The organism is Bacteroides faecis MAJ27, from assembly GCF_900106755.1.
GTDB classification, from domain to species: domain Bacteria; phylum Bacteroidota; class Bacteroidia; order Bacteroidales; family Bacteroidaceae; genus Bacteroides; species Bacteroides faecis.
In genome coordinates, this window is record NZ_FNNN01000005.1 from 199,343 (window position 1) to 224,217 (window position 24,875).

Consider the following 24,875-nt stretch of genomic DNA (forward strand, 5'->3'; position numbering starts at 1 on the left):
ATGAAGAAGTTAGAAGTAAAAGACCTGAAAGAAAATTTCTTTGAGGCGATTGGTAAAGAATGGATGTTGGTTACTGCCGGTACAAAAGAGAAATTCAATACAATGACAGCCAGTTGGGGTGGTATTGGGTGGCTTTGGAATAAGCCTGTTGCTTTTGTTTTTATTCGTCCCGAACGATATACATACGAGTTTATAGAGAAAAGTGATTATCTGACGCTTTCCTTTTTGGGAGAAGCCAACAAAAAGGTCCATGCAATTTGTGGCTCAAAATCCGGTCGTGATATGGACAAAGTGAAAGCAACCGGACTGAAACCTGTATTTACAGAACAGGGCAATGTGTTTTTTGAACAAGCCCGCCTGATTTTGGAATGCAAAAAACTTTATGCGGACAATATTAAACCGGATTGCTTCCTCGATAAGGAATCTATAGAAAAATGGTATGGCGGTGCTCATGGAGGTTTCCATAAGATGTATATAGTAGAAATTGAAAATATTTGGGAGGGAGATTAATTCTCCCTTTTTTTATTTTTTATCGGTAAAACTTTGACAAGTGATATAAATATTATACATTTGCCCTAAACTAAACTATTGTAACACAACTAAAACTAAGCGTTATGAAAACAAAAATGTTCTTTCTTGCAGGTATCTGCGCTGCACTCGCAGCTTGTAGTAGTGATTCGGATGAAGTGTCTTCTTCTCCATCCAATGCTCCGGCGATATTAGAGGTCGTTTCCTATAAGTTTGTGCAGGAGGAAACGGATGTGGTAGAGTGGATAGAAGGAGAGGTGCAAGTACTACAACATGTTGAGAATAATAAGAGCACACCTCTTCCAATGGAGTATAAATCGGAAGAAAGGTATAAGGATTATTCTTTATTTGTATTAACGGATGGCGTATTGCCAAATAAAGTTGAAAACTTGGAGGATTTAAAGATTAGTGTACCTATCGTAGATACCAAAGGAAAACTTTTTTATAGTGGTGGAGTAGAAACTCCATTGATTTTTGGACGTCAACAAGCTGTAGAAAATGGAGACCGTTCCGTTGAACGTATCAGCTATACAGTTCCACCCTATTCTATTTATGAAATAACGAGGCATGACTGCGGATATAAATGTACATTAACTTTTTATATAACTCTAAGAGATTTAAATACTGATAAAAAATATCCATTGAAAGGTAAATGGACAGGGATACAGTTTAATAGTTTACGTAAGACTTTGTCTGATGTTACTGATAAGTCGTCTGTAAATTATGTAAATTATGAGATAGAATAATTTCAGATAATAGTTACAATAAGAATGTCCTATATGCTGACTAATGAAAGCTGCATATAGGACATTTTATTTAATGATCATTTTTAGAATGATCTTTGTTTAAACTATTGCTTGTTTGATTTCAGCCATTTATCCAGCCACTCAAAGAAAGTGCGTTGCCACAAGACACCATTCTGCGGTTTCAGTACCCAATGGTTCTCGTCCGGATAAATCAGTAACTCGGCAGGTACACCACGTATTACAGCGGCATCAAATGCAGCCATAGCCTGATTAGCCAGAATACGGAAATCTTTCTCTCCATGAATACAGAGAATCGGAGTATCCCATTTATCTACGAATAGGTGAGGGGAGTTGGCGAAAGTGCGCTGTGCTACCGGATTTTGTTTTTCCCAGTATGCGCCACCCATATCCCAGTTGGCAAACCATTTTTCTTCTGTTTCCAGATATTGCATTTCCATATTGAAGATTCCGTCGTGAGCGATAAAGGCTTTGAAGCGTTTGTCATGATGACCGGCTAACCAATATACGGAGAATCCTCCGAAACTAGCGCCAACACATCCCAGACGGTCTTTATCTACATACGATTCTTTAGCCATCTCATCGATAGCAGTGAAGTAGTCTTTCATACACTGACCGCCATAATCACCGCTAATCTGTTCATTCCATTCCACTCCGAATCCCGGCAGTCCGCGACGGTTCGGGGCTACAATGATATAGTCGTTGGCAGCCATAATCTGGAAATTCCAACGATAAGACCAGAACTGGCTTACCGGACTCTGAGGGCCACCTTCGCAGAACAATAGTGTCGGATATTTCTTATTCGGATCGAACTGGGGAGGATAGATTACCCATGTCAGCATATCCTTGCCATCCGTCGTTTTCATCCAGCGACCTTCTACCTTGCCCATTTCCAACTGATCATAGATCTGCTTATTCTCCTGCGTCAATTGAGTAGCAGAACCATCCAGTGCTACGGCATAGATTTCGTCGCCCATGCTCATAGAATGACGTTTGGCAATTAGTTTGTCGCCAAAGAGCGCTACCCCTTCGTAATCATACATTCCCGAAGTGATCGCTTTCACAGAGTCATTTGTCAGGTCAAGAGAGTAAATCTGAGTTTCTCCATGCCACACACCTGTAAAATAGATTGTCTTGGCATCATTTCCCCAGATAAACGCATCTACATTAGACTCAAATGCCTTGCTGACAAAACGTTTCTCACCGGTTTCCAGATTCATGATAAACAAGCGGTTCAGATCAGCTTCGTAACCGTCACGCTCCATGCTTTGCCATGCAATATACTTGCCATCCGGAGAATATTGCGGGTTGGTGTCATATCCCTTGTTTTCTTCGGTGATATTATCCGTTTTCTTTGTATTCAGATCATACACATAAATATCCGAATTGGTAGAAATCGCATATTCCAGCCCCGTTTTTTTACGACAGGTATAAGCCACTTTGTCCGAAGTCACATTCCATGCCAGTTGTTCAATACCGCCCCAAGGCTTCATCGGACTTTCGTATGGTTCTCCTTCCAGTATATCTACGATATTGGAAATACCGTTGCCGTCAAAATCGGCCACAAAAGGATGTGGTGCAGTGGTCACCCACTCATCCCAGTGTTTATACATCAGATCGGTGATGATAATACCGGTAGCTTTCGGCAGATCCGGATGCTTGTCGGCAGTACTTTCTTTGGTTTTCACTTGCGATATAAACAGTAGTTTCTTGCCGTCCGGTGAGATTGAATAACCTTCAATGTCTCCGTCGTAGTTGGTCAGTTGTTTGCGACCGCTACCGTCCGGGTTCATTTCATACAGCTGGCTGCTTCCGTTGTCGTTGCTCAGGAAAGCCAGCTTCGTTCCTCCTTTGATCCAGGTCACTTCATTTTCCTGATAAGGAGTGCGGGTGATCTGCCGGTTGTCGCTGCCGTCCGCGTTCATGACGAATACTTCGCGATTACTCTTGTTTTCCGGTACACTGTAGTATGCTACCGTATACGCAATTTTCTTTCCGTCGGGCGATACCGCCAATCCTCCGATACGTCCCATTGCCCAAAGAGCTTCAGGCGTCATGCGCTTCCCTTCGATCTTAATATCGGATTTTTCGATAAGCACCTGATCCGTTTTGCCTGCGTCTTTTGTTCCGCCGCAGGCAGCTAACAACATTGCTGCCGACATCATAAATAGATTTGCTTGTCTCATATTTTATAAAATGTTTATTTTCTTGCGAAGATAATGAAAAAAGAATTTAAATCTTCTTTTTCTGCCAGTTTCCTTTCTTCATATACCAGTAGCAGAAGAGAAGGATAAAAATACCATATACATGTTCCGTTGTCCAGGCGAATGCGATATCCATTTTCAAGTAAAGAATAAAGTATGTGGCGTAAGCTACATAAATTGCCAGTACACAGAGTTCCATGGCCAGTGCCGTGCGGGTATTTCCTGTTCCCGATACTGACTGGAAATAAACGTTGGCCGGCACCAATAACAGATAGGCTGAACAAAGCACCCATAGCGAAGGTATGGAGGCTGCCCTTAAATCGGGCATGTCCGTGTAAATGCGCAAAATCAGGTCCGGGAACAAGCAGAAGAACACCAATATAGGCAGTACGAACACATATCCGATGCGGATATGCTGGTTGATCGTTCCCCGTACACAGTCTTTCTCTCCCGCACCAATCAGGTTGCTGACCAGTGAACCGCACGTAGCGGCAAAAGCCATGGCCACCATGAATGGAATTCCCGATACATTCCGGATGATGTTGGCGATAGCCAGCGAACGCTCTCCCAAATGCTCTACAAACAGGAAGAACATAAACCAAGTGGACAGAGATACGAAATTCTGAATCATTGTCCATACGGAAACGTTGAGAATCCGCTTGAGAGTCCGGCTCTGGAATTTAGGCAGAATATTCAGCGCATACTTCTTGCAGTCGATCCGTTTCCATGTATAAATGATAAAGAAGATGGCGGAAACTAATTCGGCCAGTGAAGAACCGATAGCTGCACCGGCGATACCCAACTGCGGGAAACCGAATTTACCGAAAATCAGGATGTAGTTGAATACCACATTCGACAATACCATTACGACGGAGTTCAGCGTCAGTGTCTTAGTCTGTGTCGTGCCGACAAAGAAAGCACGGAACATCACTCCGACAAAGGAGAAGAAGAACCCGTAAACCCGCCAGTGGATATAGCTTTCGGCTGCATCATAAATGTGGTGGGACGAAATGATATTTTTCAGGATAAGCGGTGAAAAGACAATCGAAAGTGTAAATAAGACTGCGGCAATAGCCAGAAGAAAATAGACGCCCTGATAGAAAATCGGCCCGATTTCCTTGTAGTTCCCTTCCCCGTTACGACGGGCAATCAGGATTTGTGCTCCGATACTGAATCCGAAGGCCATCATGAAGATAGCCAGATAATATACACCTGCGATGGCAGATGCCCCTAATTCTATTTCCCCGACGCGTCCGAGGAATGCGGTATCCGTCATACCGATCATTTGCTCCATGATCAGACTGATCAGAATAGGGTAGGCGATCGTCCAGATTTGTTTATAAGTATATTTTGTCTTCATATTAAGTTTGTTTTTTAGAGAAAGAAAGCCGGACAAACCCCATTCGGTTGCCCGGCTTTCTCAGAATATATTTTCCGATAATTTCTTATCGTTTATTCTGTTTTTGCTGCTGTAATAATTCCTGTTGCTTTTGCATAGCTTCCAGTCGTGCAGCAAATCCGGTCTTTTTCATTTGTTTCGGGTCTTTCTTCTTAGCTTCCAGAATAGCCAGCAATTTTGTTTCGTCCGTAGTCTTACGCAACAAAATCATGGTTCCTACACTAATCAGTGTTGACACGAAATAGTAATAGTTCAATCCCGACGGATAATCGTTCAGTACGAACAAGAACATGATCGGCATCAGATACATCATCCATTTCATCGCCGCCATTTGCGGTTGCGCTCCTGTATCCTGCATTGTCATCGTATATTTGGTGTTCAGGATGTTGGTTACCGTCATCAGCAGGCAGAACAAGCTGAGATGGTTGCCCAGGAACGGAATATGGAACGGGAACGTGATGAACGCGTCGTAAGTAGACAAGTCATCCGCCCACAAGAAACTCTGCTGACGCAATTCGATAGCGCTCGGTACAAACATGAACAATGCCATCAAAATCGGAAACTGCAACAACATCGGCAGACAGCCGCCCATCGGGCTTACACCGTACTGGCTGTAAAGGCTCATCACCTCCTGTTGTTTCTTCATCGCATCTTCCTGCTTCGGATATTTCTTGTTGATCTCGTCGATTTTCGGTTTCAGTACACGCATCTTGGCAGAAGACATGTATGTTTTCCAGGTAGCAGGGTAAACCAGCACCTTCACCATAATCGTCAGAATCAACAGTACGATACCCATGCTCAAGCCCCAGCCTGACAGCCAGTCGAATACGTTGATCGTGATAAACTGGTTGATCCAGCGAATCAGCGGCCAGCCCAGATAGACCAGTCTGTTCAGTTCCCATTTCTCTGCACGTCCTTTGTCCAGTGCCTTCAGTGTCTTATAGTGGTTCGGGCCAAAGTAGAAATACATTTCCGTCGGTTGTTTGCCGCTCGGATCAAAGAAAGTACTCATTTCGGCAGAGTAATCTTTGATGTATCCGCTTCCTTGCTGTTCCATTCTTGACTTCACGGAAACCTTGTTGAAATCCTGATCTGCGATGAATACAGAAGAGAAGAATTGGTTTTTGAATGCAATCCAGTCGATCGCTGTATTACCCAGCTCCTTTTCGTCATCCTTGGCTGCCGACAGGTTATCTACATTGTCACCTTTTACTTTATAAGTCAGCTCTGAAAGGCGGTTTTCGTAAGTGAATCCCTTTTCGAGCTGGCGTGCGCGCTGTGTCCAGTCAATGTCTACATATTCCGTACTGGCCAGTTTGCCTTCCATACCTGTAGCTTTGATTTCAAAGTTCATCAGGTAGCTGTTGGGTTTCAGCGTATAGATAAAATCTATGTAGCTGGCATTGTCCGCAGCCAGGCGCATGGTGACGCTGCTGTCTGTCTTGTTGACAGCCTCGAAGTAATAATCCTTCGTCTGGATGGCTCCTTGCTTGTTGTAGAAGTTGAAACTCATGGTAGCGTCATCGCCGTCGAACAGTACGACAGGAGTTGTCTTGTCCTGTCCTTTGTATTCTTTCAGCATTGCCGAATAAACCCGTCCGCCTTTCGTAGTGAAAGTTATTTCCGCTACGTCGTTCTGGATGCTGACTTTAGAGTCGGTTCCATGCATCGCGTTGAAGAACAGGGCAGAGGAATCTGCTGCAACCGCTGCGCTTTTGTTTTCGTTGGCGAGTGCGGCTTCTGTTTTTGCTTTCAGCGCTTCCTGCTGCTGTTGCACCACGGCAATAGAATCGTAGTATTTCTTCTGTGCAGCTATCTGTTCCTCGCTCGGACGGCTCAGAAAACTGAATCCTACCAATAATATACCTATTAAAACGAGACCTGTAATGGTGTTTTTATCCATTCCTATTAATTATGAATTATAAATTTTTGAATAATAAATTGTCAATTGTCAACTGTCAATTATCAATTCTTCTCGTTCTCGATGGCTGCCTTCACGAAAGCCACAAACAACGGGTGCGGGTTCAATACCGTACTGCTGTATTCCGGATGGAATTGTGTACCGATAAACCATTTCAATGCCGGGATTTCCACGATTTCTACCAGATCCGATTCGGGGTTGATACCCACGCATTTCATGCCGGCAGCTTCGTATCGGGCCTTATAGTCATTGTTGAACTCATAGCGGTGGCGGTGACGTTCCTGGATATGTTCTTCGCCATAAGCCTGAAATGCTTTCGAGCCTTTCTGAAGTACACATTCGTAAGCGCCCAGACGCATTGTACCACCCATATTCGTAATCGCTTTCTGTTCTTCCATGATGTCGATCACGTTGTGCGGAGTCTTTTCATCCATTTCACGCGAGTCGGCGTCGGCATATCCCAGCACGTTGCGGGCAAATTCGATAGCGATACATTGCATACCCAGACAGATACCGAAGGTCGGAATATCATGTGTACGTGTGTATTTGATGGCAACAAACTTGCCGTCGATACCACGTTGACCGAATCCCGGGCCAATCATTACGCCTGCCATGCCTTTCAGTGCTTCGGCTACGTTTTCATCTGTCAGCTTTTCACTGTTTACAAAGTGAACTTCCACTTTGCGGTCGTTGTAAGTACCTGCTTGTGACAATGCTTCGCGAATAGACTTGTAAGCATCCTGCAAGTCATATTTTCCTACCAGTGCGATATTAATAGGTTCTTTCGTTTCAGCAGCATGACGGCGTTCCAGGAATTTACGCCACGGACCGAGTCCCGGAGTTTCTCCTACCGGCAGCCCCATCTTTTCGAGAATCGTGCTGTCCAGTCCCTGTGCCTGCATCAGAAGAGGTACTTCATAGATCGTTTCTGCGTCGATAGACTGTACGACAGCCTTATCGTCCACATTGCAGAATTGAGCCACTTTCTTGCGAAGTCCATCGCTCAGCGGGTGTTCGGCACGGAGCACCAATACGTCCGGCTGGATACCTACGCTCTGGAGTTCCTTGACAGAGTGCTGTGTCGGTTTCGTTTTCAGCTCTCCGGCAGCGGCAAGATAAGGAACATAGGTCAAGTGTACACATAAAGCGTTTTTGCCCAATTCCCATTTCAACTGGCGGATACTTTCGAGATAGGGGAGTGATTCGATATCACCTACCGTACCACCGATTTCGGTAATTACAAAATCGAATTTGTATTTGTTACCGAGCAATTTCACGTTCCGTTTGATTTCGTCCGTGATATGAGGAATCACCTGAATAGTCTTACCCAGATAATCTCCGCGGCGTTCTTTGTCAATAACACTTTTGTAGATACGTCCCGTAGTGATGTTATTGGCCTTCGTTGTCTGTATACCCAGGAAACGTTCGTAATGTCCCAAGTCGAGATCGGCTTCATGTCCGTCTACGGTAACATAGCATTCTCCATGCTCATACGGGTTCAATGTTCCCGGGTCGATGTTGATGTACGGGTCAAACTTTTGGATGGTTACATTATAACCTCTTGCTTGCAGCAATTTACCGATGGACGATGAGATGATCCCTTTTCCTAAAGAAGAGGCAACACCACCGGTGACGAAAATATACTTTGTTTCTCCCACAGCTATAACTGTTTTAATTGTTTTTACTTTAGTAGTTTCTTACGAACTTAAAAAGCGCAAAATTATAAAAAAAAGAGGAAGAATGCAGACTTTCCCCTCTACAATTTTATTAAAAAATGCAATTTTGAAGGAATACTATGTTTTCTAAACAAAATAATGTAGATTTGCACCAAATTAGGAATATTATGAGAAGAGAGTTATTATCATTCGTAGTTTTTACTTCAACTTTATCTTTATCGCTTTCAGCACAGACCACCACCCAACCTTCTACAGTAGTGGCTGAAGCGAAGATTGTGAAGGCAGACACACTTTCGTCAGAACTTCAGAAGTATTTAATGCTTAAATTGAATATGTCCGGCGAAATTCCTAAACTGGATACCGTATCTATCTTATATAATAAGTATATCGGCCAGTTGGACTATCTGAATGACCCGTCTGTACCGCCGCGTTACATTCCGTCCGATCCCAATTATTTTCGTCTGTTTACTCCACTGGCCTATTATTATGCTCCGATGGCGCAGTATTCGAAAGTGGACTGGAAACCGGTGCGATTTGATTCTCTGCCTGATCAACTGTCCAGGTTGACAGCGGAACTTCTTCCATATGATACTTTGGCATACACAAGGTCTGCACGTGCCAATGAGTCGGTCAATAAAGCATTGATGGATCTTTATCTCAATCATCCGGAACTGGTTGTCACTACTGAAAACCGGATCATGAGCCGTGACGTCTTCCGCCGTGACGTGAAACCGAAGATTTCTCCGAAGGCAACTGTCATCCATCTTTTCCAGCCGGAAGAAATGAGCAACAATGTGGGGAAGGCAAGTATGAAGATCAATCGCCCCAACTGGTGGGTTACCGGAGGTAACGGTTCTTTGCAGATCAGCCAGAACCACCTTTCGGACAACTGGTACAAAGGAGGTGAAAGCAACTTCGCCGGTCTGGCTACCTTGCAGCTTTATGCCAATTACAATGATAATGAGAAAGTCCTTTTCGAAAATCAGTTGGAGGCAAAATTGGGCATGACGTCTACTCCGTCGGATAAATTTCATGATTATCTGATCAATACCGACCAGTTCCGTCTTTACAATAAGTTAGGATTGCGGGCGTTGAAAAACTGGTATTATACTATTTCTTCTGAGTTTAAGACCCAGTTCTGTCACGGCTACAAAGCCAACAGCGAAGAACTTGTTTCCGCATTCCTGTCTCCGGCAGATTTGGCAGTCAGTATCGGTATGGACTACAAACTGAATAAGAAGAAATTCAATCTTTCAGTTTTTATCGGTCCACTGACCTATAACTTGCGATACATTGATAACGCGGAAGTAAACGAAACCAAATTCGGTCTGGAGAAAGGCAAATGCTCTAAAAATGACTTTGGTTCTCAGTTGCAGTCAACGTTCAACTGGAAAATCATTTCGGCTATTTCACTGGACTCCCGTCTGAACTATCTGACCAACTACGAATGGGTACGTGTAGAGTGGGAGAACACGTTCAACTTTGTTTTGAACCGTTATCTTTCTACTAAACTTTACATACATGCCCGTTTCGACGACAGCTCAAAACCAACCGTTGAAAATGGCAGTTTCTTTCAGTTGAAGGAATTACTGAGTTTCGGTATCAACTATAATTGGTAATATTCTATTCAGGCACGGATTACGCGGATTTCACGGTTTTAAGAATTAAGTAACTGAAAACCGTGTTAATCTGCGTAATCCGTGCCTGATTTTTATCCCTATGTCCTCAACGTCGAAATGATATACCTTCCCGGATTATCAATCTTCCCCCATTTGGTGGTAGACAATGTGATCCATATCTGTGTTCCCTTCTTTCCGTAATCCGACAGTTTGAGAATAGCTGTAACTTCCTTCTTGTTTGTCACTCCATGCTGTGCCAGGCTGTCCAAAAGTCCTTTCACGTTGTGTGTGCTTTTGTTATAAGCATAACCGGGGATTTCAATCGAAGGCGGAGCCGTATTGTCTTCTTCTTCCCCTGCTTTACTCTGCTCTCCTTTACTTTGTCCGGAAATGTCTGCAATTTCGGGTGAAATGTTTTCATTTTCCGGTTTCAATTCACTTTGTGCCGACACATTGTCTGCATTACTTTCCTTTTCTTGTTTTCTGGTGTCATTGATCAGCAAGTAAGGCAAATCCTCTAATTTTCTTTTTCTGCGGCAGGTGGCATCTATCCAGATGCGCTGGATTTTGACAGAAGTCAATATCTGAAACTTTTCATAGCTTTCTTTGTCAAAGAATCCTTTGTCAAGCAAAATCTGAATAATTCCGTCCATCTCTTTTCCACTGAGTTCTCCTCCCAGTTTACGGGCAAAGATCAAAGATTGTTCCTCACCCCATGGAATATAATATCCTTCTTTGAATATTTTGCATAGAAGTTTGCATACGGCTCCGTCCACTCTGATACCATATTTGGCTTCAGCCAGTTCAATTGCATCTCTGTCGAAAAAGTTTACGGTAAGCGGGAAATAGTCTACGCTAAGATACGTTGTACTCATGTCGTCTAATGGTTTGTTTTAAGTTTATACAATAGGTTTCCAATCCAGAAAATTCTCAATCTGAAAGGTTCTCCATCCTTTCTCTTCCATGCACCAGAAAATGAAAGTACTGTGTACCTGTGTCATGTCATAAGAGTGGTGAAAGTCTCGGTTGTAAGAAATGAGAGTTCCTGTAACCAGTTGAAAGTTGCCGTTCTGTCTGTAATACGCAATGATAGCATGTCCATATTGCATATGATCTGCCAGCGACTTCACTTTTTCGGCTATTCGTTCTGCAATTGTTTCCGAATAACCTTTCTCTGATACGATACGTCTTTTCCATACTTCTGTCAATCGATCTTTTTGTTCTTTCGTTTCTTTTGTGGCTGCTAGCCGTTTTTCTTTAGTCATTTCATTCTAATTTTGATTACTATTAAGTGTTATTATGTTTGAAGAAAAGGCGGACTATCTGTGAGATGCTTACACTATCGTATGATGATGCTTACACCATCCTGTATCTATAGTGACACTATCTTGTCATTATAGTGACACTATAATTTCTATCGGATAGTTCGTTCTTTTCTTCGTTTTAAAAACGGGGGCAAAATTATGAGTTGTTTTTTTTCGCTCCAATTATTCTTACTGTTTTTTGCTGTAATACTTAGACTTATAATGTTTTTTCTCTTCTTTTTCGCGATTTGCGATTTCTCTTGTCTTTTTGCTTAAACCATGTATTTCACTGAGTATACTGCTGTATTTCATTAATCTATACCCGTGATGCGTATTTACGTAAAATATTCTCCAGCCGGCAATGTAACTGGCCAGACCTGTTAAAGATTTTACAGAGAAACGAAACTCCTCATCTTCGTAAAAAGAGCGAAGGCAGGCTATAAAAAAGAATTTTTTCTCACCTGTAATTCCTTTTCTTCTTCTCACTTCATTGATGTCGATGATTTCGTCATCATCCTGATAATCAGTTTCAATGTTTTTCTTTTGTTGCGTGCCCACCGCATTTTTCAGGCTTTTCTTAGTTGTTGTCATAACGCTTAAATTAAATAAAATTAAGAAATAAAGGCGTTGAGATGGTAATTCCAAATTTTCGCCCTATAATTGTATATAAAATAACTAGTGATGCAAATGAATAAAAATGGATTTAGCCGATGTGGGGAACTATACATTGGCCTTTTACGAAAAGAAGGTCGTTTTTCTACGGCACATGTCTATCAAAATGCTCTTTTCTCTTTCAATAAGTTTTGTGGTAATACCAGCGTATCTTTCAGGCAAGTCACTCGTGACCGGCTGCGTCGTTACGGAGAGCATCTTTATGATTCTGGCTTGAAGCCGAATACGGTGTCTACTTATATGCGTATGCTTCGCAGCATCTATAATCGTGGAGTAGAGTCGGGTAGTGCGCCCTATATTCATGGTTTGTTTCGTGATGTATATACGGGAGTGGATATCCGCCAAAAGAAAGCTCTTCCGATGAGTGAACTCCGCCGGCTTCTTTACGAAGATCCCAAGTCGGAGTCTTTGCGGCGTACACAGTCTATTGCTGCTCTGATGTTTCAATTCTGTGGAATGTCTTTTGCCGATCTGGCCCATTTGGAGAAGTCAGCCTTGGACTGTAATGTACTGCGATATAATCGCATCAAAACCAGAACTCCGATGAGTGTGGAAGTTTTGGATACCGCTAAGGAGGTTATGAATCAGCTCCGTAATTCCCAGCCGTCGCGTCCGGGTTGTCCTGACTACCTTTTCGGTATTCTCTCCGGCAATAAGAAACGTAAGGATGAACGTGCTTATCGTGAGTATCAATCTGCACTACGTCGGTTTAATAATCATTTGAAGAGTTTGGCAAGAGCTTTGCGGTTGGCTTCACCGGTAACTTCTTACACGATCCGCCATTCTTGGGCAACTACTGCAAAATATCGTGGAGTTCCAATTGAAATGATCAGCGAATCTTTAGGGCATAAGTCTATAAAGACGACGCAAATTTATCTGAAAGGTTTTGAGTTGAAAGAGCGTACGGAGGTGAATCGGATGAATTTACATTACGTAAAGACTTGTCCTTTGGGACGCTTGTAAATAGTCAAAGTGCTGATAATCATAGGTTATACTTGTGCGTTACTTCTTAGGTAACGGATTAAAATTTGACGCAAAGATAGACAAAAATACATGTATTAAACAAATAAAAACCTACTTTTTTTCGATTTAACCCTGAAATTAGAAAAAAATGTATCTAAACATGAAAAAGGCTTATTTTCATGCTTAGGAACTTATATGCCCAATTTTCCTAAGAATCTCAGCTTTCTCTAAAGCTGAGATACTCTCACACCTCCATTTGCCGATGTTTTCCGACTTTTTTCTCCCGAACTGTATTGAAGTATACTTTTCCGTTACCTAAGAAGTAACGGAAAAATATGGGGTAATAAAAGATGATTTTAACAAAAGAAAAATCAATTAATGCTGGGCCTATTCATGGGACAGGGGAAGGCGTAGCACACTCAAAACGCTGGTATGTTGCATTAGTTCGTATGCATCATGAAAAGAAGGTTTCGGAGTATTTGAACAAGGTTGGGATTGAAAATTTTGTGCCTGTTCAGAAAGAAATACATCAATGGAGTGACCGCCGTAAATTAGTTGAATCCGTACTGCTTCCAATGATGGTGTTTGTGCACGCTGATCCGAGGGAACGTATGGAAGTCCTGAATTTTACAACAGTGAGCCGCTATATGGTGATGCGCGGTGAGAGCAGTCCTGCTGTTATTCCTGACGACCAGATGGCCCGTTTCCGCTTCATGCTTGATTATTCGGATGAAACAATCTGTATGAATAGCTCTCCTTTGGCACGTGGTGAGAAAGTTCAAGTAATTAAAGGACCTCTGCAGGGGCTTGTGGGTGAGCTTGTCAATGTAGATGGTAAAAGTAAGATTGCTGTTCGACTGAACATGCTTGGTTGCGCCTGTGTAGACATGCCGATTGGCTATGTTGAGCCTATAGGTGAAAAAAACTAAGTGGGTAATGACGACTTCCTGTTTACAAGAAAAAATCGATAAACTTCAAAATACTGTTCATGCTCTGCTCCATAAAAGTAATTATATGGCGGGTGTGTATGTTGATGATCTTGCACGACTGAACAACGAAATCCATGAACAGATCAATGATCTGTATCCTTGTCACGGTAAGACTGCTGAGCAGGAAGCTGCTTTGTGTCTGTCTCTTCTGATGGGATATAGTGTGTCTATGTATGCCAATTCAGAGGATGAGGCAAAGAAGAAAACTGTTCTGAGGCGTTCGCAAATGATTCTGAAAAACCAATTGCCTTCACCATTGAAAATTCAGTTACACACAATCTACGATAAACTATTGTCATAGTAAATCTACTTTTTTGGAAAAAGACTTTATAATTTATTGGGGTATTTAAATTATGAAACACGCATTTGACCGTTTTGTTCAATATTTGCAGAAAAATTATTTTAGTTATTGGATTGTATTAGGAATTGATACGTTCATAGCTTTGATTTGTACCTGGGTGTCATTTATCGGCATTCATTATATAACGGAGACTTCTAAAGAAATCACTTCTCTCTTCCATATTTTAGCGATTTCGGTGATCTCCAGTGTCTTAGGTTCCTTTTTATTCCATACCTACCGTAATACGATCCGTTTTTCCCAGTTGAAGGAATTATGGAGACTTGCCGGAAGTGCATTGATAAAAGCTGTCTGTATCGCAATGGCTATCTGGCTTTTCCTGCCTCAGACGGGACTGCATAATAGTCAGAAAATAGTCTTTGTACTGTTTGATGGTATGCTGACTTTTATTGCCATGGTAGGCTTCCGTATTCAGTTGATTCTGGTATATGAGCTCCTGTTGAATCTGCTGAATAAGAAGAATATGCATATTCTGATCTATGGTATTGATGATAAGAGTGTGGCATTGAAAGTCCGGCTAATGAACAGCTCCCACTATAAAGTGGTAGGCTTCTGTATCTACGGAACAGGCGATTCCATCCGGCGTGTGGCTGATCTTCCCGTTTATTCATTTAAAGATGAAGAGTGCTTTAACAAGCTTATTCATAAGAAATGTATCGGCGGTATCCTGTTTGCCCGTTATGAAAATACCCGTGAAGAGGAAGACCGTCTGCTTCAATATTGTAAAAGGAGTGGATTGAAAACGTTGATTGCTCCGAGTATCAGTGAGGCTGATGAAAACGGAAGTTTCCACCAATGGGTACGCCCTATCAAAATTGAAGACTTGCTGGGTCGCTCAGAAATTCATATCAATATGGAGGAGGTGATGACTGAGTTTTGTGGCAAGGTTGTGTTGGTGACCGGAGCTGCCGGTAGTATTGGCAGCGAACTTTGTCGGCAGCTGGCTCAAATGAACATCAAGAAGCTGATCATGTTTGATTCTGCCGAGTCACCTTTGCATAATGTCCGCTTAGAATTTGAGAAGAATTATCCCGGTCTTGATTTTGTTCCTGTCATTGGAGATGTCCGCGTGAAAGAACGTCTCCGTATGGTCTTCGAAACTTATCAGCCTCAGATAATCTTTCATGCCGCTGCTTATAAGCATGTTCCATTAATGGAAGAGAATCCCTGTGAAGCTGTATTGGTTAATGTTGTTGGTTCTCGTCAGGTTGCTGATATGGCAGTTGAATACGGAGCCGAGAAGATGATCATGGTTTCTACCGATAAGGCGGTGAATCCGACCAATGTAATGGGGTGTTCGAAACGTCTGGCAGAGATCTATGTACAGAGTCTAGGCTGTGCTATCCGTGAGGGCAAAGTGAAAGGTCATACCAAATTTATCACTACCCGCTTTGGTAACGTCTTGGGTAGTAATGGTTCTGTAATTCCCCGTTTTAAGGAACAGATTGAGAATGGTGGTCCTGTCACAGTGACTCACCCTGATATCATTCGTTTCTTTATGACTATTCCCGAAGCTTGTCGTCTAGTAATGGAAGCTGCCACTATGGGTGAAGGCAATGAGATTTTTGTCTTTGAGATGGGAAAGGCTGTGAAAATTGTAGATTTGGCCACTCGTATGATCGAATTGGCCGGTTATCGTCCTGGTGAAGATATTGAGATAGAGTTTACGGGATTGCGTCCGGGTGAGAAGCTTTATGAAGAAGTCCTGAGTGATAAAGAGAACACAATCCCTACTGAGAATAAGAAGATAATGATAGCGAAGGTACGTCATTATGAATATACTGATATCCTTGATACTTATGGAGAGTTCGAGAATTTATCCCGTACGGTAAAGATCATGGACACAGTGAAACTAATGAAGAGAGTGGTACCAGAGTTTAAATCAAAGAACTCACCGAGGTTTGAAGTCTTGGATAGATAATTATAACACTAAATAAATTAACAATGGATACAAAAGATTTGAAGATTGCTGTTGCAGGTACCGGATATGTTGGTCTTAGTATAGCAACGCTTTTGGCGCAGCATCACTGGGTGACGGCAGTCGATGTGCCCTGGTTCCACACGTATGAATAAAAATAGAAGGGTGACCACTCATCAGATCATTCTGAATTCCATATTCTTCTCAATACGACTATGACAATAACAGCATTAGATTTGCGCAAGGGGCATCCACAGTTTGTAGTATCATTGACTAATCGTGGCTACGTTAGGATTAGTCAACAGGATATTCCTACTCGTTTGGATCTTGCAGGTACATGGATAGACCAACCATATATTAGTCAGTATCACTCAGGATGGGCGCTAACTACATTCTTTGAACCAACTTTTGAGGTTCGTGACCGCTGTGGACTCTCTACCTCTACACGCAAGATGATCCAAAAGATATGGCCGGTGAAGTTGCCAAAGATGGACCTAAAGATGCTCGCATGACTCGTGTTCTGCTTTGAGAACAATTCTGAACGTGATATTTCTGGGCACAGGACTCTATTGGAATCTGCATCCCAGGTTTTTATTGTCATTATTACGACAAGAACTTTTGGTCTCAAAAGATAGAATACACTAATGATGAGATGGCTCTGCGTTTCCTTGAAGAGCATTTAGTTATGAGACCTATGGAGTCTCGCAAAACGGGTTGCTCCGTTGTCGAAGGAAAAGACATTACACCAGATAGGGTAAAAGCTCTTGCAAAAGCAGCAAGTGATTGTTGGGATACTATTATCGCTCATGATCTTGATAAGTTCGCAACATCTTATATGGCTAGTTTCAATGCACAGATAGCTATGTTCCCCTGGTATGGTAACTTCTACTTATGTTGGTCATCCAAAACTTGATAATAGCTATATCCAACAAACTGTCGATACATATAGCTCGTTGGAGAATGTTCTTGCTTGGAAGATTCCTGGAGCAGGAAGTGGTGGTTATCTCGCGATTGTTGTCAAGGATGCACAATAGTTCATCAACGAGCATCACGAAGCATTTGATATACATTTCGCAGACAATAATAACACATTAATTATATGTTCAATTTACAGAAATTCATCGCTGATTCAGTGACTTATCGTCCAGTCAGCATGTTTGCTACAGATATTGAGGCAAACAAGGAGACTCTTATCGCTGAGATAAAAGATAAGAAAGTGTGCGTAATTGGAGGTGCCGGTTCAATCGGTTCTAGTTTTATCAAGGCAGTTCTCCGTTTCGAACCCGCTTCAGTTGTTGTTATTGATCTCAATGAGAATGGTTTGGCTGAACTCGTTCGTGACGTACGTTCAACCGAAGGTCTTTACGTACCCGATGAGTTTCGTTGTTACACCCTCAACTTTGCAGATCCTATTTTCGAGCGCATTTTCCGTGAGGAAAAAGGCTTCGATATCGTTGCCAACTTCTCTGCTCACAAGCATGTACGTTCAGAGAAAGACAAGTACTCTGTTCAGGCACTCATTGAAAATAACGACATCAAGGCTAAGAAACTGATGGATCTTCTTTGTGTATATCCGCCTAAGCATTTCTTCTGTGTTTCCACCGATAAGGCTGCAAATCCTGTGAACATAATGGGCGCTAGCAAGCGCATCATGGAAGACCTCGTGATGGCATATAACTTCCACTTCAAGGTCACTACCGCACGCTTTGCCAATGTTGCTTTCTCCAACGGCTCACTTCCTGACGGTTGGATCCATCGCTTCCAGAAGAAGCAACCTTTGGCAGCACCTTCAGATGTAAAACGCTACTTTGTCAGTCCTGAGGAGTCAGGTCAGATTTGTATGCTCGCTTGTATCCTCGGTAATAGTGGCGAGGTATTCTTTCCAAAGTTGGGCGAAGACCAGATGCTCACTTTTTCAGCTATCTGCGATGACTTTGTGAAGGCAGAAGGCTTCACCAAGGTAGAGTGCAAGAATGATCTTGAGGCTAAGCAGTATGCAGCTCAGATGTCGTATGAATCTGACACTTATCCTGTTGTTTACTTCAAGAGCGATACTACCGGTGAAAAGGCATACGAGGAGTTCTATGTACTTGGTGAGAAGGTTGATATGGAACGCTTCATGAGTCTCGGTGTAGTTTGCGAAAGTACCCGTCGACCAATGAATGAGGTGAACGCTTTCTTTGGCGAACTCGAGGGCATTTTCCAGAACGAAGACTTCACCAAGACAGACGTTGTAGAATCCATTAAAAAGTTTATCCCTAACTTCGAGCATGAGGAGAAGGGAAAGAATCTTGATCAGAAAATGTAATTCACGGATAATTCGTGGGTATTTTACGATAATTTGTGCTTTAAAGAAACAAGACCATGGCAGATTTTAAATCCACTATAGACTTTATCAAGTCCGTTTATGGCAACAAGGAGTTCACTCCTCTTGCTGTTCCTGTATTCGCAGGCAATGAAAAAGCATATCTCAACGAGTGCATTGACACCACCTTCGTTTCGTCGGTAGGTAAGTTCGTCGATCGCTTTGAGGAAGATATGGCTAAATATACAGGCGCAAAGCGTGCCGTAGTGTGCGTGAGTGGAACCAACGCCCTCCACATGTCGCTCCTGCTCGCAGGTGTGAAGAAGAACGATGAGGTGCTCACTCAGGCTCTCACCTTCATCGCCACCTGTAACGCCCTTTCATACATTGGTGCACATCCTGTGTTCCTTGATGTTGATAAGAGCACTATGGGCCTTTCGCCTGATGCTATGAAGGAGTGGTTGCAGGCAAATGCAGAGATTCGTAAGAACACTCGCATCGCAGAACTCCCAGAGTCACAGGACTTCGCTTTCCGTGAGGACGAGCTCGCTTGCTACAACAAGTACACCGGTTGTCGCATCAAGGCTTGCGTACCTATGCACACCTTCGGTCATGTTGTTCGTATCGAGGAGATTGCAGCTCTTTGTAAGGAGTGGCACATCGAACTCGTTGAGGATGCTGCTGAGTCTATAGGCTCAACCTACAAGGGGCAGCACACCGGTACCTTTGGACGTATTGGAGCAATTTCTTTCAACGGCAACAAGACCATCACCACCGGTGGGGGCGGTATGATGCTTTTCATGGACGAAGAGCTCGGGGGCTACGCAAAACACATCACCACTCAGGCCAAGATTCCTCATCGTTGGGAGTTCCGTCACGACCACATCGGTTTCAACTACCGTATGCCTAACATCAATGCAGCCCTTGGTTGCGCTCAGTTGGAGAACCTCGACAAATATGTAGCTAGCAAGCGCAAGGTAGCTACTGAATACATCGAGCACTTTAAGAACGTAGATGGCATCGACTTCTTCGCAGAACCTGAGAATACCTTCTCTAACTACTGGCTATCAGCCGTGGTGCTCAAGGATAAGGAGTTTCAGCTCGACTTCCTACAGCAGACCAACGACAATGGTGTCATGACCCGTCCTATCTGGGAGCTCATGAACCGTTTACCTATGTTCGAGAACTGCCAGAACGATGGTCTCAAGAATACCATCTACTTCGCTGATCGTGTAGTAAATATCCCTTCTAGCGTACGTCTTGAAGATCTCTAAACCAACATAGTACATCCCACCACTATGAAAATTGACAAGATTGAGCATATTGGTATTGCCGTAAGGAGCATCGAGGAGTCGCTGGCTTTCTACGAAGGTGTTTTGGGCTTCAAGTGCTACAATCTTGAAGAGGTAGTCGACCAGTAGGTGCGTACCGCATTTCTGAAGGTTGGCGATGTGAAGATAGAACAGCTCGAACCCACATATCCGAAGACTGCACGATAGCAAAGTTCTTGGACACCAAGGGCCCGGGGGGCACTTCATATCGCATACGCCATTGAAAAAGGAGTGGCCAAGGCTTTGTAACAATGCGAAGAATTTGGCATTTGTCTAATCGATAAAAGTCCCCGTAAGGGGGTGCCGAAGGCCTGCAGATTGCTTTCTTACATCCAAAAAGTTCTGGTGGTGTATTAACTGAATTGTGTGAATCATAAATTCTTATAATGAATATGGAAAAGCTTGTTTTAGTAGGTGGTGGTCCATTTGCAAAGTGCACCATCAATTACATAGAAGACGAAGAGAAGTACGAGATCGTAGGTTATACTGACCTTGAAGACAATGGCGACATCCTTGGCTACAAGTATCTCGGCAAGGACGAGGAAGTGCTGTCTAAGCTCTTTGCAGAAGGTGTAAAATATGCCGTAGTAGGAGCAGGCAATCACCTCAACGACTGCACTATCAAAGAGAAGATCACTAACAAAGTTAAGTCTTACGGTTTCATCCTTCCTGTTATCAATGGCAAGTACTCTGTGGTTCAGAGAGGTGCTATCGTTGAGGAAGGTGTTATTCTACGCAATGGTGCCATCATTCAGGCAGGTGCTGTGGTAAAGGCACATGCTATGATTGGTGATCGTGTGCTCGTTTGTCACGATACTGTAGTTGACGAGTACGTACACATCGTAGCCGGTTCCAGCATCGGACGTGACTGCTACATCGGCAAAGGTACACTCATCGGCAATAGCAGTACCGTCCTCAATGGCGTACAAATTACTAACAACGTGCTCATTGGCGCAAAGAGTCTTGTAAACAGAAATTGTACAGAGGCAGGGCGCACTTATTTCGGTAGTCCTGCTAAATTAGTAGAAAAGAAATAATGGATAAGGTGTATTTGATTGGTGAGGTAGGTCCTAACCACAATGGTAGTGTAGAAACTGCACTTACTATGATTGAAAAAATGGCAGAAGCCGGTGTCGATTGCGTTAAGTTTCAGATGACTGACCCCTATCTGCTCTATAGTGATGATTCTTTCAAGGCTTCTTATCAGAAGAAGAATGACAAAGCAAAGGGTGCTCGCGAAATGTCCCTGAGTTACCAGCTCAAGCGTGAGGCACACATCCCTCTATTCGAGAAGTGTAAAGAGTGTGGAGTGGATTATGTATGTTCGGCATTCGACCTCGAAAGTCTGCTTTATCTCGATGAGCATTTCGATATGCCTTATTACAAGATTGCATCGGGTGAAATTTTCTCTCTCGATATGATTGACTACATCAGTGAGCGGAATAAGCCTATCATTCTCTCTACTGGTATGGCTACATACGAGGAGGTTGAGAAGGCACTTGCATTGCTCAATCGTCACTCGCAGAAGGACATTACCGTCCTGCATTGCATCTCCAACTATCCTGCCGAGTACGAGGAAGTCAACCTTCGCAATATGCTCACTCTTGGGGAGAAGTTCGGTTGCAAGGTCGGTTTCTCAGATCATACCGTAGGCAACGAGTGTGCTATTGCAGCTGCAGCCATGGGTGCTACTATGATTGAGAAGCACGTCACCCTTGATAAGAATGCCAATGGACCCGATCACAAGGCATCTATCGACATCCCTGAGCTCACCTCTCTGATATCGGCTGTTCGTCACGTTGAGATGGCTTTGGGCAGCTTCGAACGTCAGTTCAGCGAGAGCCAGCGTGAGATCAGCCGTGTGGCGCGCAAGAGCCTTATCACCAAGCACCCGATGAAGACTGGTGACATCATTACCAAGGAGGATTTATGCTTCAAGCGTCCCGGTATCGGATTCTTGCCTATCGAGCAGGATCAGGTTATCGGTCATCGCCTATTGGTAGATATTGAGGCAGATCGTGTTATTCGCAAGGAATTCATTGACTAAGATGAAAATAGGATTTTTAACAGGAGCGCGCTCTGAATATGGTGTTATGCGTCAGCTCATCCAGCGCGTCTCTGAGGACTCTTTCTTTACTTTGGTTATCTATGCCACAGGTATGCACTTTCAGCAGAAGTATGGTCTAACCATCAACGAACTGAAAGCTGATAACTTTGGGCTCATCGTAGAGATGCCTTGCTATACCGAGGAGCAGCGAGATAAGAAAGATGATTTCGTAGCACTCATTGATGTTATCTCTGCAGGTCTCATATCTAATCGTCCTGACATTCTCTATCTCATTGGCGACCGTCTAGAGGCATACGCAGGTGCTTTGGCTGCTCATTTCTTGCGCATACCTGTAGCACACTTTGCCGGAGGTCAGATTACTAAGGGGGCTGTTGACAATATCTACCGCTACAACATTTCCAATTTCTCATCTGTTCACTTCGTTACCAATAAGTATGCGTATGAGCGACTTCAGCAGATGCCTATCATAGAGAACGACACCATTCATCTCGTAGGCTCATCGGCTGTGGATAATATCGTCAACTACCTCAAGACCCCACGCGACTTGACTGACCTCGATCCTCGTCTCGAAAGGGACTCGTTTGCTTTGATGACTTACCACTCTCAGACCGTAGGCTCGTTCGATATTCCCGCTGCTATGGAACTTTCTATCCGCACGATCATCGAGAAGGACAAGCGCGTATTGATCACTTATCCAAACAATGACGATGGTTCAGAGGTTATCCTCGATGTTATCAACCGATGGAGCAGTAACGAGAATGTCATTGTCATTCCTAATTTGGGAGTAAAGAACTATCATGCTGCCATCGACAATTGTCTCTTCGTTATCGGTAACTCTAGCAGTGGCGTGATTGAGGTGCCTTATTTCGACAAGTTCACCGTCAATGTAGGCCAGCGCCAGAGTGGACGCAATGCTCCCAAGTCGGTTATCAATACAGAATCCGACATCGAACTTCTGCAATCTACTATCTGTGATATTATTGATGGCAAGCTATCGGTTCCCGAGCAAGAATACATCTATGGGCGAGGCCAAAGCATTGCCGAGATTATTCGCGTCCTCAAATCCATCAAATTCTAAATTATTCCGAAGTATTGGTGTATGGAAATCAATATAAATGAGGTACTGTTTGTCATACCAGCAAGAGGGGGTAGTAAGCGTTTACCTAAGAAGAACATCAAACCTCTTGCAGGCAAACCACTTATTTGTTATAGTCTGGATATTGCTCGTCAGCTGACTGATGATGGTAACATCTGCATATCTACCGATAGCGATGACATCATCTCTGTAGTGAGTGATTGTGGCTATCATGTCCCTTTTAAGCGTCCCGATGAACTGGCATCCGATACAGCTACTACCAACGATGTATTGGTTCATGCTGTCAATTATTACAAGCAACTGGGTAAGGACTACAAGTATCTGGTGCTTCTTCAGGTCACCTCACCTCTTCGTCGTAAGGAGGACATCACCAATGCCCTCTCCTTGATTGATGATACGTGCGATATGGTAGTGTCTGTCCGCAAGTCTCATGCAGCATCCGTTATGTGCCATGAGAATGAGAATGGTTTCCTTACACCTACACTCAAGAAGAACTATGGTCGTTGTCAGGACTTCAAGGGTGAATACTTTGAGTTCAATGGCTCCATTTATGCCATGAAGGTTACATCGCTACTCGAAAAAGGTATGGGTGCTTTTAAACGCAAGAAGTATGTCATGCCCGACCTCCTTTCCACTGATATTGATACCGAGGAGGATTTCATTGAGGCAGAAGCCAAACTTTACTATCTACAACTTACAAAACAACTCTAAGGAATATGACTTTTGAATCCCATTGCATAAACTGCAGCCTTACCATCAAGGATGCTCTTATTGCTCTCAACAATCTGAGGAATGCAACACTTACCCTCTTCGTATTAAACGACAACGCACAAATCATTGGAACGCTCACCGATGGCGATATCCGTCGCGCTTTGGTCAACGGTTATGGTCTTGACTGTACGCTCGACAAGGTGATGCATCGTGACTACAAGTTCATCTGTCAAAAGGAGTTTACTGTAGCAAACTTGCGCTCATTCCGCGATCGTCGCATCATGTTCATCCCAATTCTCGATGGCGAGAATCATGTGGTGGATGTGGTCAATCTCCAGAAGTTTAAGTCGAAACTTCCCATCGATGCCGTCCTGATGGCAGGTGGCAAGGGAGAGCGCCTTCGTCCGCTTACTGAGAAGACACCAAAGCCTCTTCTCGAAGTAGGAGGTAAGTGCATCATTGACCATAATGTTGATCGCCTCATTTCCTATGGAGTGGAGCACGTCAATGTAACTGTCAACTACCTTGGTGAACAGATAGAGGAACATTTCGATACTCCTCGCGATGGCGTACAGGTTCGCACTTTCCGTGAACCAAAGTTCTTGGGTACTATCGGTAGCATCAAGTTTGTAGATATCTTCTACAACGATACCATCCTTGTGATGAACTCCGACCTCTTCACCAACATAGACTATGAGGATTTCTTCTTGCATTTCCAAATACATGATGCAGAGATGTCGGTAGCAGCAGTTCCTTACAACATCAGCATCGAACTCGGTATCCTCGATCTCGATGGCCACAACATTAAGGGACTTATCGAGAAACCCAAGTATAACTACTATGCCAATGCAGGCATCTACTTGATCAAAAAACGCGCTCTTGCTGAGATTCCAGAAGATACTTTCTTCCATGCCACTCACCTTGTAGAGAAGCTCATTGCCCAGGGTAAGAAAGTCATCCGCTATCCTCTCAATGGCACATGGATAGACATTGGCACGTACCAGGAGTATGAGAGAGCAAAGGAATTAGTGAAACATTTGAAGTAATGA

General features: G+C 43.4%; 23 protein-coding genes and 1 pseudogene. 17 read left to right on the forward strand and 7 right to left on the reverse strand.

The genetic code is table 11. The features are described 5' to 3' along the window. Entirely contained in the window at positions 1-510 is a 510-nt protein-coding gene (locus tag BLW31_RS06445; protein WP_010538382.1) for a flavin reductase family protein, read from the forward strand. Positions 511-614: 104 nt separating this feature from the next. After that, a complete protein-coding gene (locus BLW31_RS06450) occupies positions 615-1,274 on the forward strand; it encodes a hypothetical protein (RefSeq protein ID WP_010538381.1) in 660 nt (219 codons plus the stop codon). A gap of 104 nt (positions 1,275-1,378) precedes the next feature. On the opposite strand, the gene dpp5 is transcribed toward BLW31_RS06450, so the two are convergent. From dpp5 to pyrG, 4 genes are all read right to left on the reverse strand, one after another. Then, a complete protein-coding gene (gene dpp5, locus BLW31_RS06455) occupies positions 1,379-3,478 on the reverse strand; it encodes a dipeptidyl-peptidase Dpp5 (RefSeq protein WP_029425594.1) in 2,100 nt (699 codons plus the stop codon). Positions 3,479-3,524: 46 nt separating this feature from the next. Then, complete coding sequence (gene bexA, locus BLW31_RS06460; RefSeq protein WP_010538379.1) at positions 3,525-4,856, reverse strand: multidrug efflux MATE transporter BexA; 1,332 nt, start codon at positions 4,854-4,856, stop codon at positions 3,525-3,527. An 85-nt stretch (positions 4,857-4,941) separates the two neighbouring features. Further along, positions 4,942-6,798, reverse strand: coding sequence for a membrane protein insertase YidC (gene yidC / locus BLW31_RS06465; protein WP_010538378.1), 1,857 nt, complete (start codon positions 6,796-6,798; stop codon positions 4,942-4,944). Positions 6,799-6,860: 62 nt separating this feature from the next. Then, on the reverse strand, positions 6,861-8,474 hold the full coding sequence (gene pyrG, locus BLW31_RS06470) for a CTP synthase (RefSeq protein WP_010538377.1): 1,614 nt from the start codon (positions 8,472-8,474) through the stop codon (positions 6,861-6,863). 185 nt (positions 8,475-8,659) lie between these two features. On the opposite strand from pyrG, the gene BLW31_RS06475 reads away from it, so the two are divergent. Then, the gene (locus BLW31_RS06475; RefSeq protein ID WP_050544932.1) at positions 8,660-10,111 is read left to right on the forward strand and encodes a DUF3078 domain-containing protein; all 1,452 of its coding nucleotides are present in this window, start codon (positions 8,660-8,662) and stop codon (positions 10,109-10,111) included. A 98-nt stretch (positions 10,112-10,209) separates the two neighbouring features. On the opposite strand, the gene BLW31_RS06480 is transcribed toward BLW31_RS06475, so the two are convergent. From BLW31_RS06480 to BLW31_RS06490, 3 genes are all read right to left on the reverse strand, one after another. Beyond that, positions 10,210-10,986 (reverse strand): DUF4373 domain-containing protein, encoded by a 777-nt coding sequence (locus BLW31_RS06480; protein WP_010538375.1) that lies wholly within the window; start codon positions 10,984-10,986, stop codon positions 10,210-10,212. A 24-nt stretch (positions 10,987-11,010) separates the two neighbouring features. Beyond that, positions 11,011-11,376 (reverse strand): SH3 beta-barrel fold-containing protein, encoded by a 366-nt coding sequence (locus BLW31_RS06485; protein WP_010538374.1) that lies wholly within the window; start codon positions 11,374-11,376, stop codon positions 11,011-11,013. A gap of 228 nt (positions 11,377-11,604) precedes the next feature. Further along, positions 11,605-12,006 (reverse strand): DUF4119 family protein, encoded by a 402-nt coding sequence (locus BLW31_RS06490; RefSeq protein ID WP_010538373.1) that lies wholly within the window; start codon positions 12,004-12,006, stop codon positions 11,605-11,607. A 96-nt stretch (positions 12,007-12,102) separates the two neighbouring features. On the opposite strand from BLW31_RS06490, the gene BLW31_RS06495 reads away from it, so the two are divergent. The 14 genes and pseudogenes from BLW31_RS06495 to BLW31_RS06565 all read left to right on the forward strand — a co-directional run bounded on the left by BLW31_RS06495 (position 12,103) and on the right by BLW31_RS06565 (position 24,872). Next, positions 12,103-13,050 carry a tyrosine-type DNA invertase cluster 3b gene (locus tag BLW31_RS06495; protein ID WP_032837109.1) on the forward strand — a complete coding sequence of 316 codons (948 nt, stop codon included), beginning with the start codon at positions 12,103-12,105 and terminating at the stop codon, positions 13,048-13,050. A gap of 350 nt (positions 13,051-13,400) precedes the next feature. Further along, complete coding sequence (locus BLW31_RS06500) at positions 13,401-13,979, forward strand: UpxY family transcription antiterminator (RefSeq protein ID WP_010538371.1); 579 nt, start codon at positions 13,401-13,403, stop codon at positions 13,977-13,979. Between the two features lie 7 nt (positions 13,980-13,986). Next, entirely contained in the window at positions 13,987-14,340 is a 354-nt protein-coding gene (locus tag BLW31_RS06505) for a UpxZ family transcription anti-terminator antagonist (RefSeq protein ID WP_008765101.1), read from the forward strand. 52 nt (positions 14,341-14,392) lie between these two features. Further along, positions 14,393-16,318, forward strand: coding sequence for a polysaccharide biosynthesis protein (locus BLW31_RS06510; RefSeq protein WP_010538370.1), 1,926 nt, complete (start codon positions 14,393-14,395; stop codon positions 16,316-16,318). A 23-nt stretch (positions 16,319-16,341) separates the two neighbouring features. Continuing rightward, the gene (locus BLW31_RS06515; protein WP_010538369.1) at positions 16,342-16,470 is read left to right on the forward strand and encodes a UDP-glucose 6-dehydrogenase; all 129 of its coding nucleotides are present in this window, start codon (positions 16,342-16,344) and stop codon (positions 16,468-16,470) included. A gap of 81 nt (positions 16,471-16,551) precedes the next feature. Then, a complete protein-coding gene (locus BLW31_RS06520) occupies positions 16,552-16,827 on the forward strand; it encodes a hypothetical protein (RefSeq protein ID WP_141565422.1) in 276 nt (91 codons plus the stop codon). A 587-nt stretch (positions 16,828-17,414) separates the two neighbouring features. Further along, positions 17,415-18,623 carry a UDP-N-acetylglucosamine 4,6-dehydratase gene (locus BLW31_RS06530; RefSeq protein ID WP_010538366.1) on the forward strand — a complete coding sequence of 403 codons (1,209 nt, stop codon included), beginning with the start codon at positions 17,415-17,417 and terminating at the stop codon, positions 18,621-18,623. Between the two features lie 56 nt (positions 18,624-18,679). Continuing rightward, positions 18,680-19,894 carry a LegC family aminotransferase gene (locus tag BLW31_RS06535; RefSeq protein WP_010538365.1) on the forward strand — a complete coding sequence of 405 codons (1,215 nt, stop codon included), beginning with the start codon at positions 18,680-18,682 and terminating at the stop codon, positions 19,892-19,894. Positions 19,895-19,918: 24 nt separating this feature from the next. Then, positions 19,919-20,328: pseudogene (gene mce / locus BLW31_RS06540) on the forward strand (methylmalonyl-CoA epimerase). 15 nt (positions 20,329-20,343) lie between these two features. Then, positions 20,344-20,988: a PglD-related sugar-binding protein gene (locus BLW31_RS06545; protein WP_157998592.1), complete on the forward strand. Its 645-nt coding sequence runs from the start codon at positions 20,344-20,346 to the stop codon at positions 20,986-20,988. Then, entirely contained in the window at positions 20,988-21,998 is a 1,011-nt protein-coding gene (locus BLW31_RS06550) for an N-acetylneuraminate synthase family protein (protein WP_010538362.1), read from the forward strand. Before BLW31_RS06545 ends, BLW31_RS06550 begins: the two co-directional genes overlap by 1 nt. Before the next feature lies 1 nt (position 21,999). Next, positions 22,000-23,097, forward strand: a complete 1,098-nt coding sequence (gene neuC, locus BLW31_RS06555) for a UDP-N-acetylglucosamine 2-epimerase (RefSeq protein WP_032837077.1) — start codon at positions 22,000-22,002, stop codon at positions 23,095-23,097. A 21-nt stretch (positions 23,098-23,118) separates the two neighbouring features. Beyond that, on the forward strand, positions 23,119-23,826 hold the full coding sequence (locus tag BLW31_RS06560; protein WP_010538360.1) for an acylneuraminate cytidylyltransferase family protein: 708 nt from the start codon (positions 23,119-23,121) through the stop codon (positions 23,824-23,826). A gap of 5 nt (positions 23,827-23,831) precedes the next feature. Then, positions 23,832-24,872: a nucleotidyltransferase family protein gene (locus BLW31_RS06565; RefSeq protein ID WP_010538359.1), complete on the forward strand. Its 1,041-nt coding sequence runs from the start codon at positions 23,832-23,834 to the stop codon at positions 24,870-24,872. The last annotated feature ends 3 nt before the right edge of the window (positions 24,873-24,875 follow it).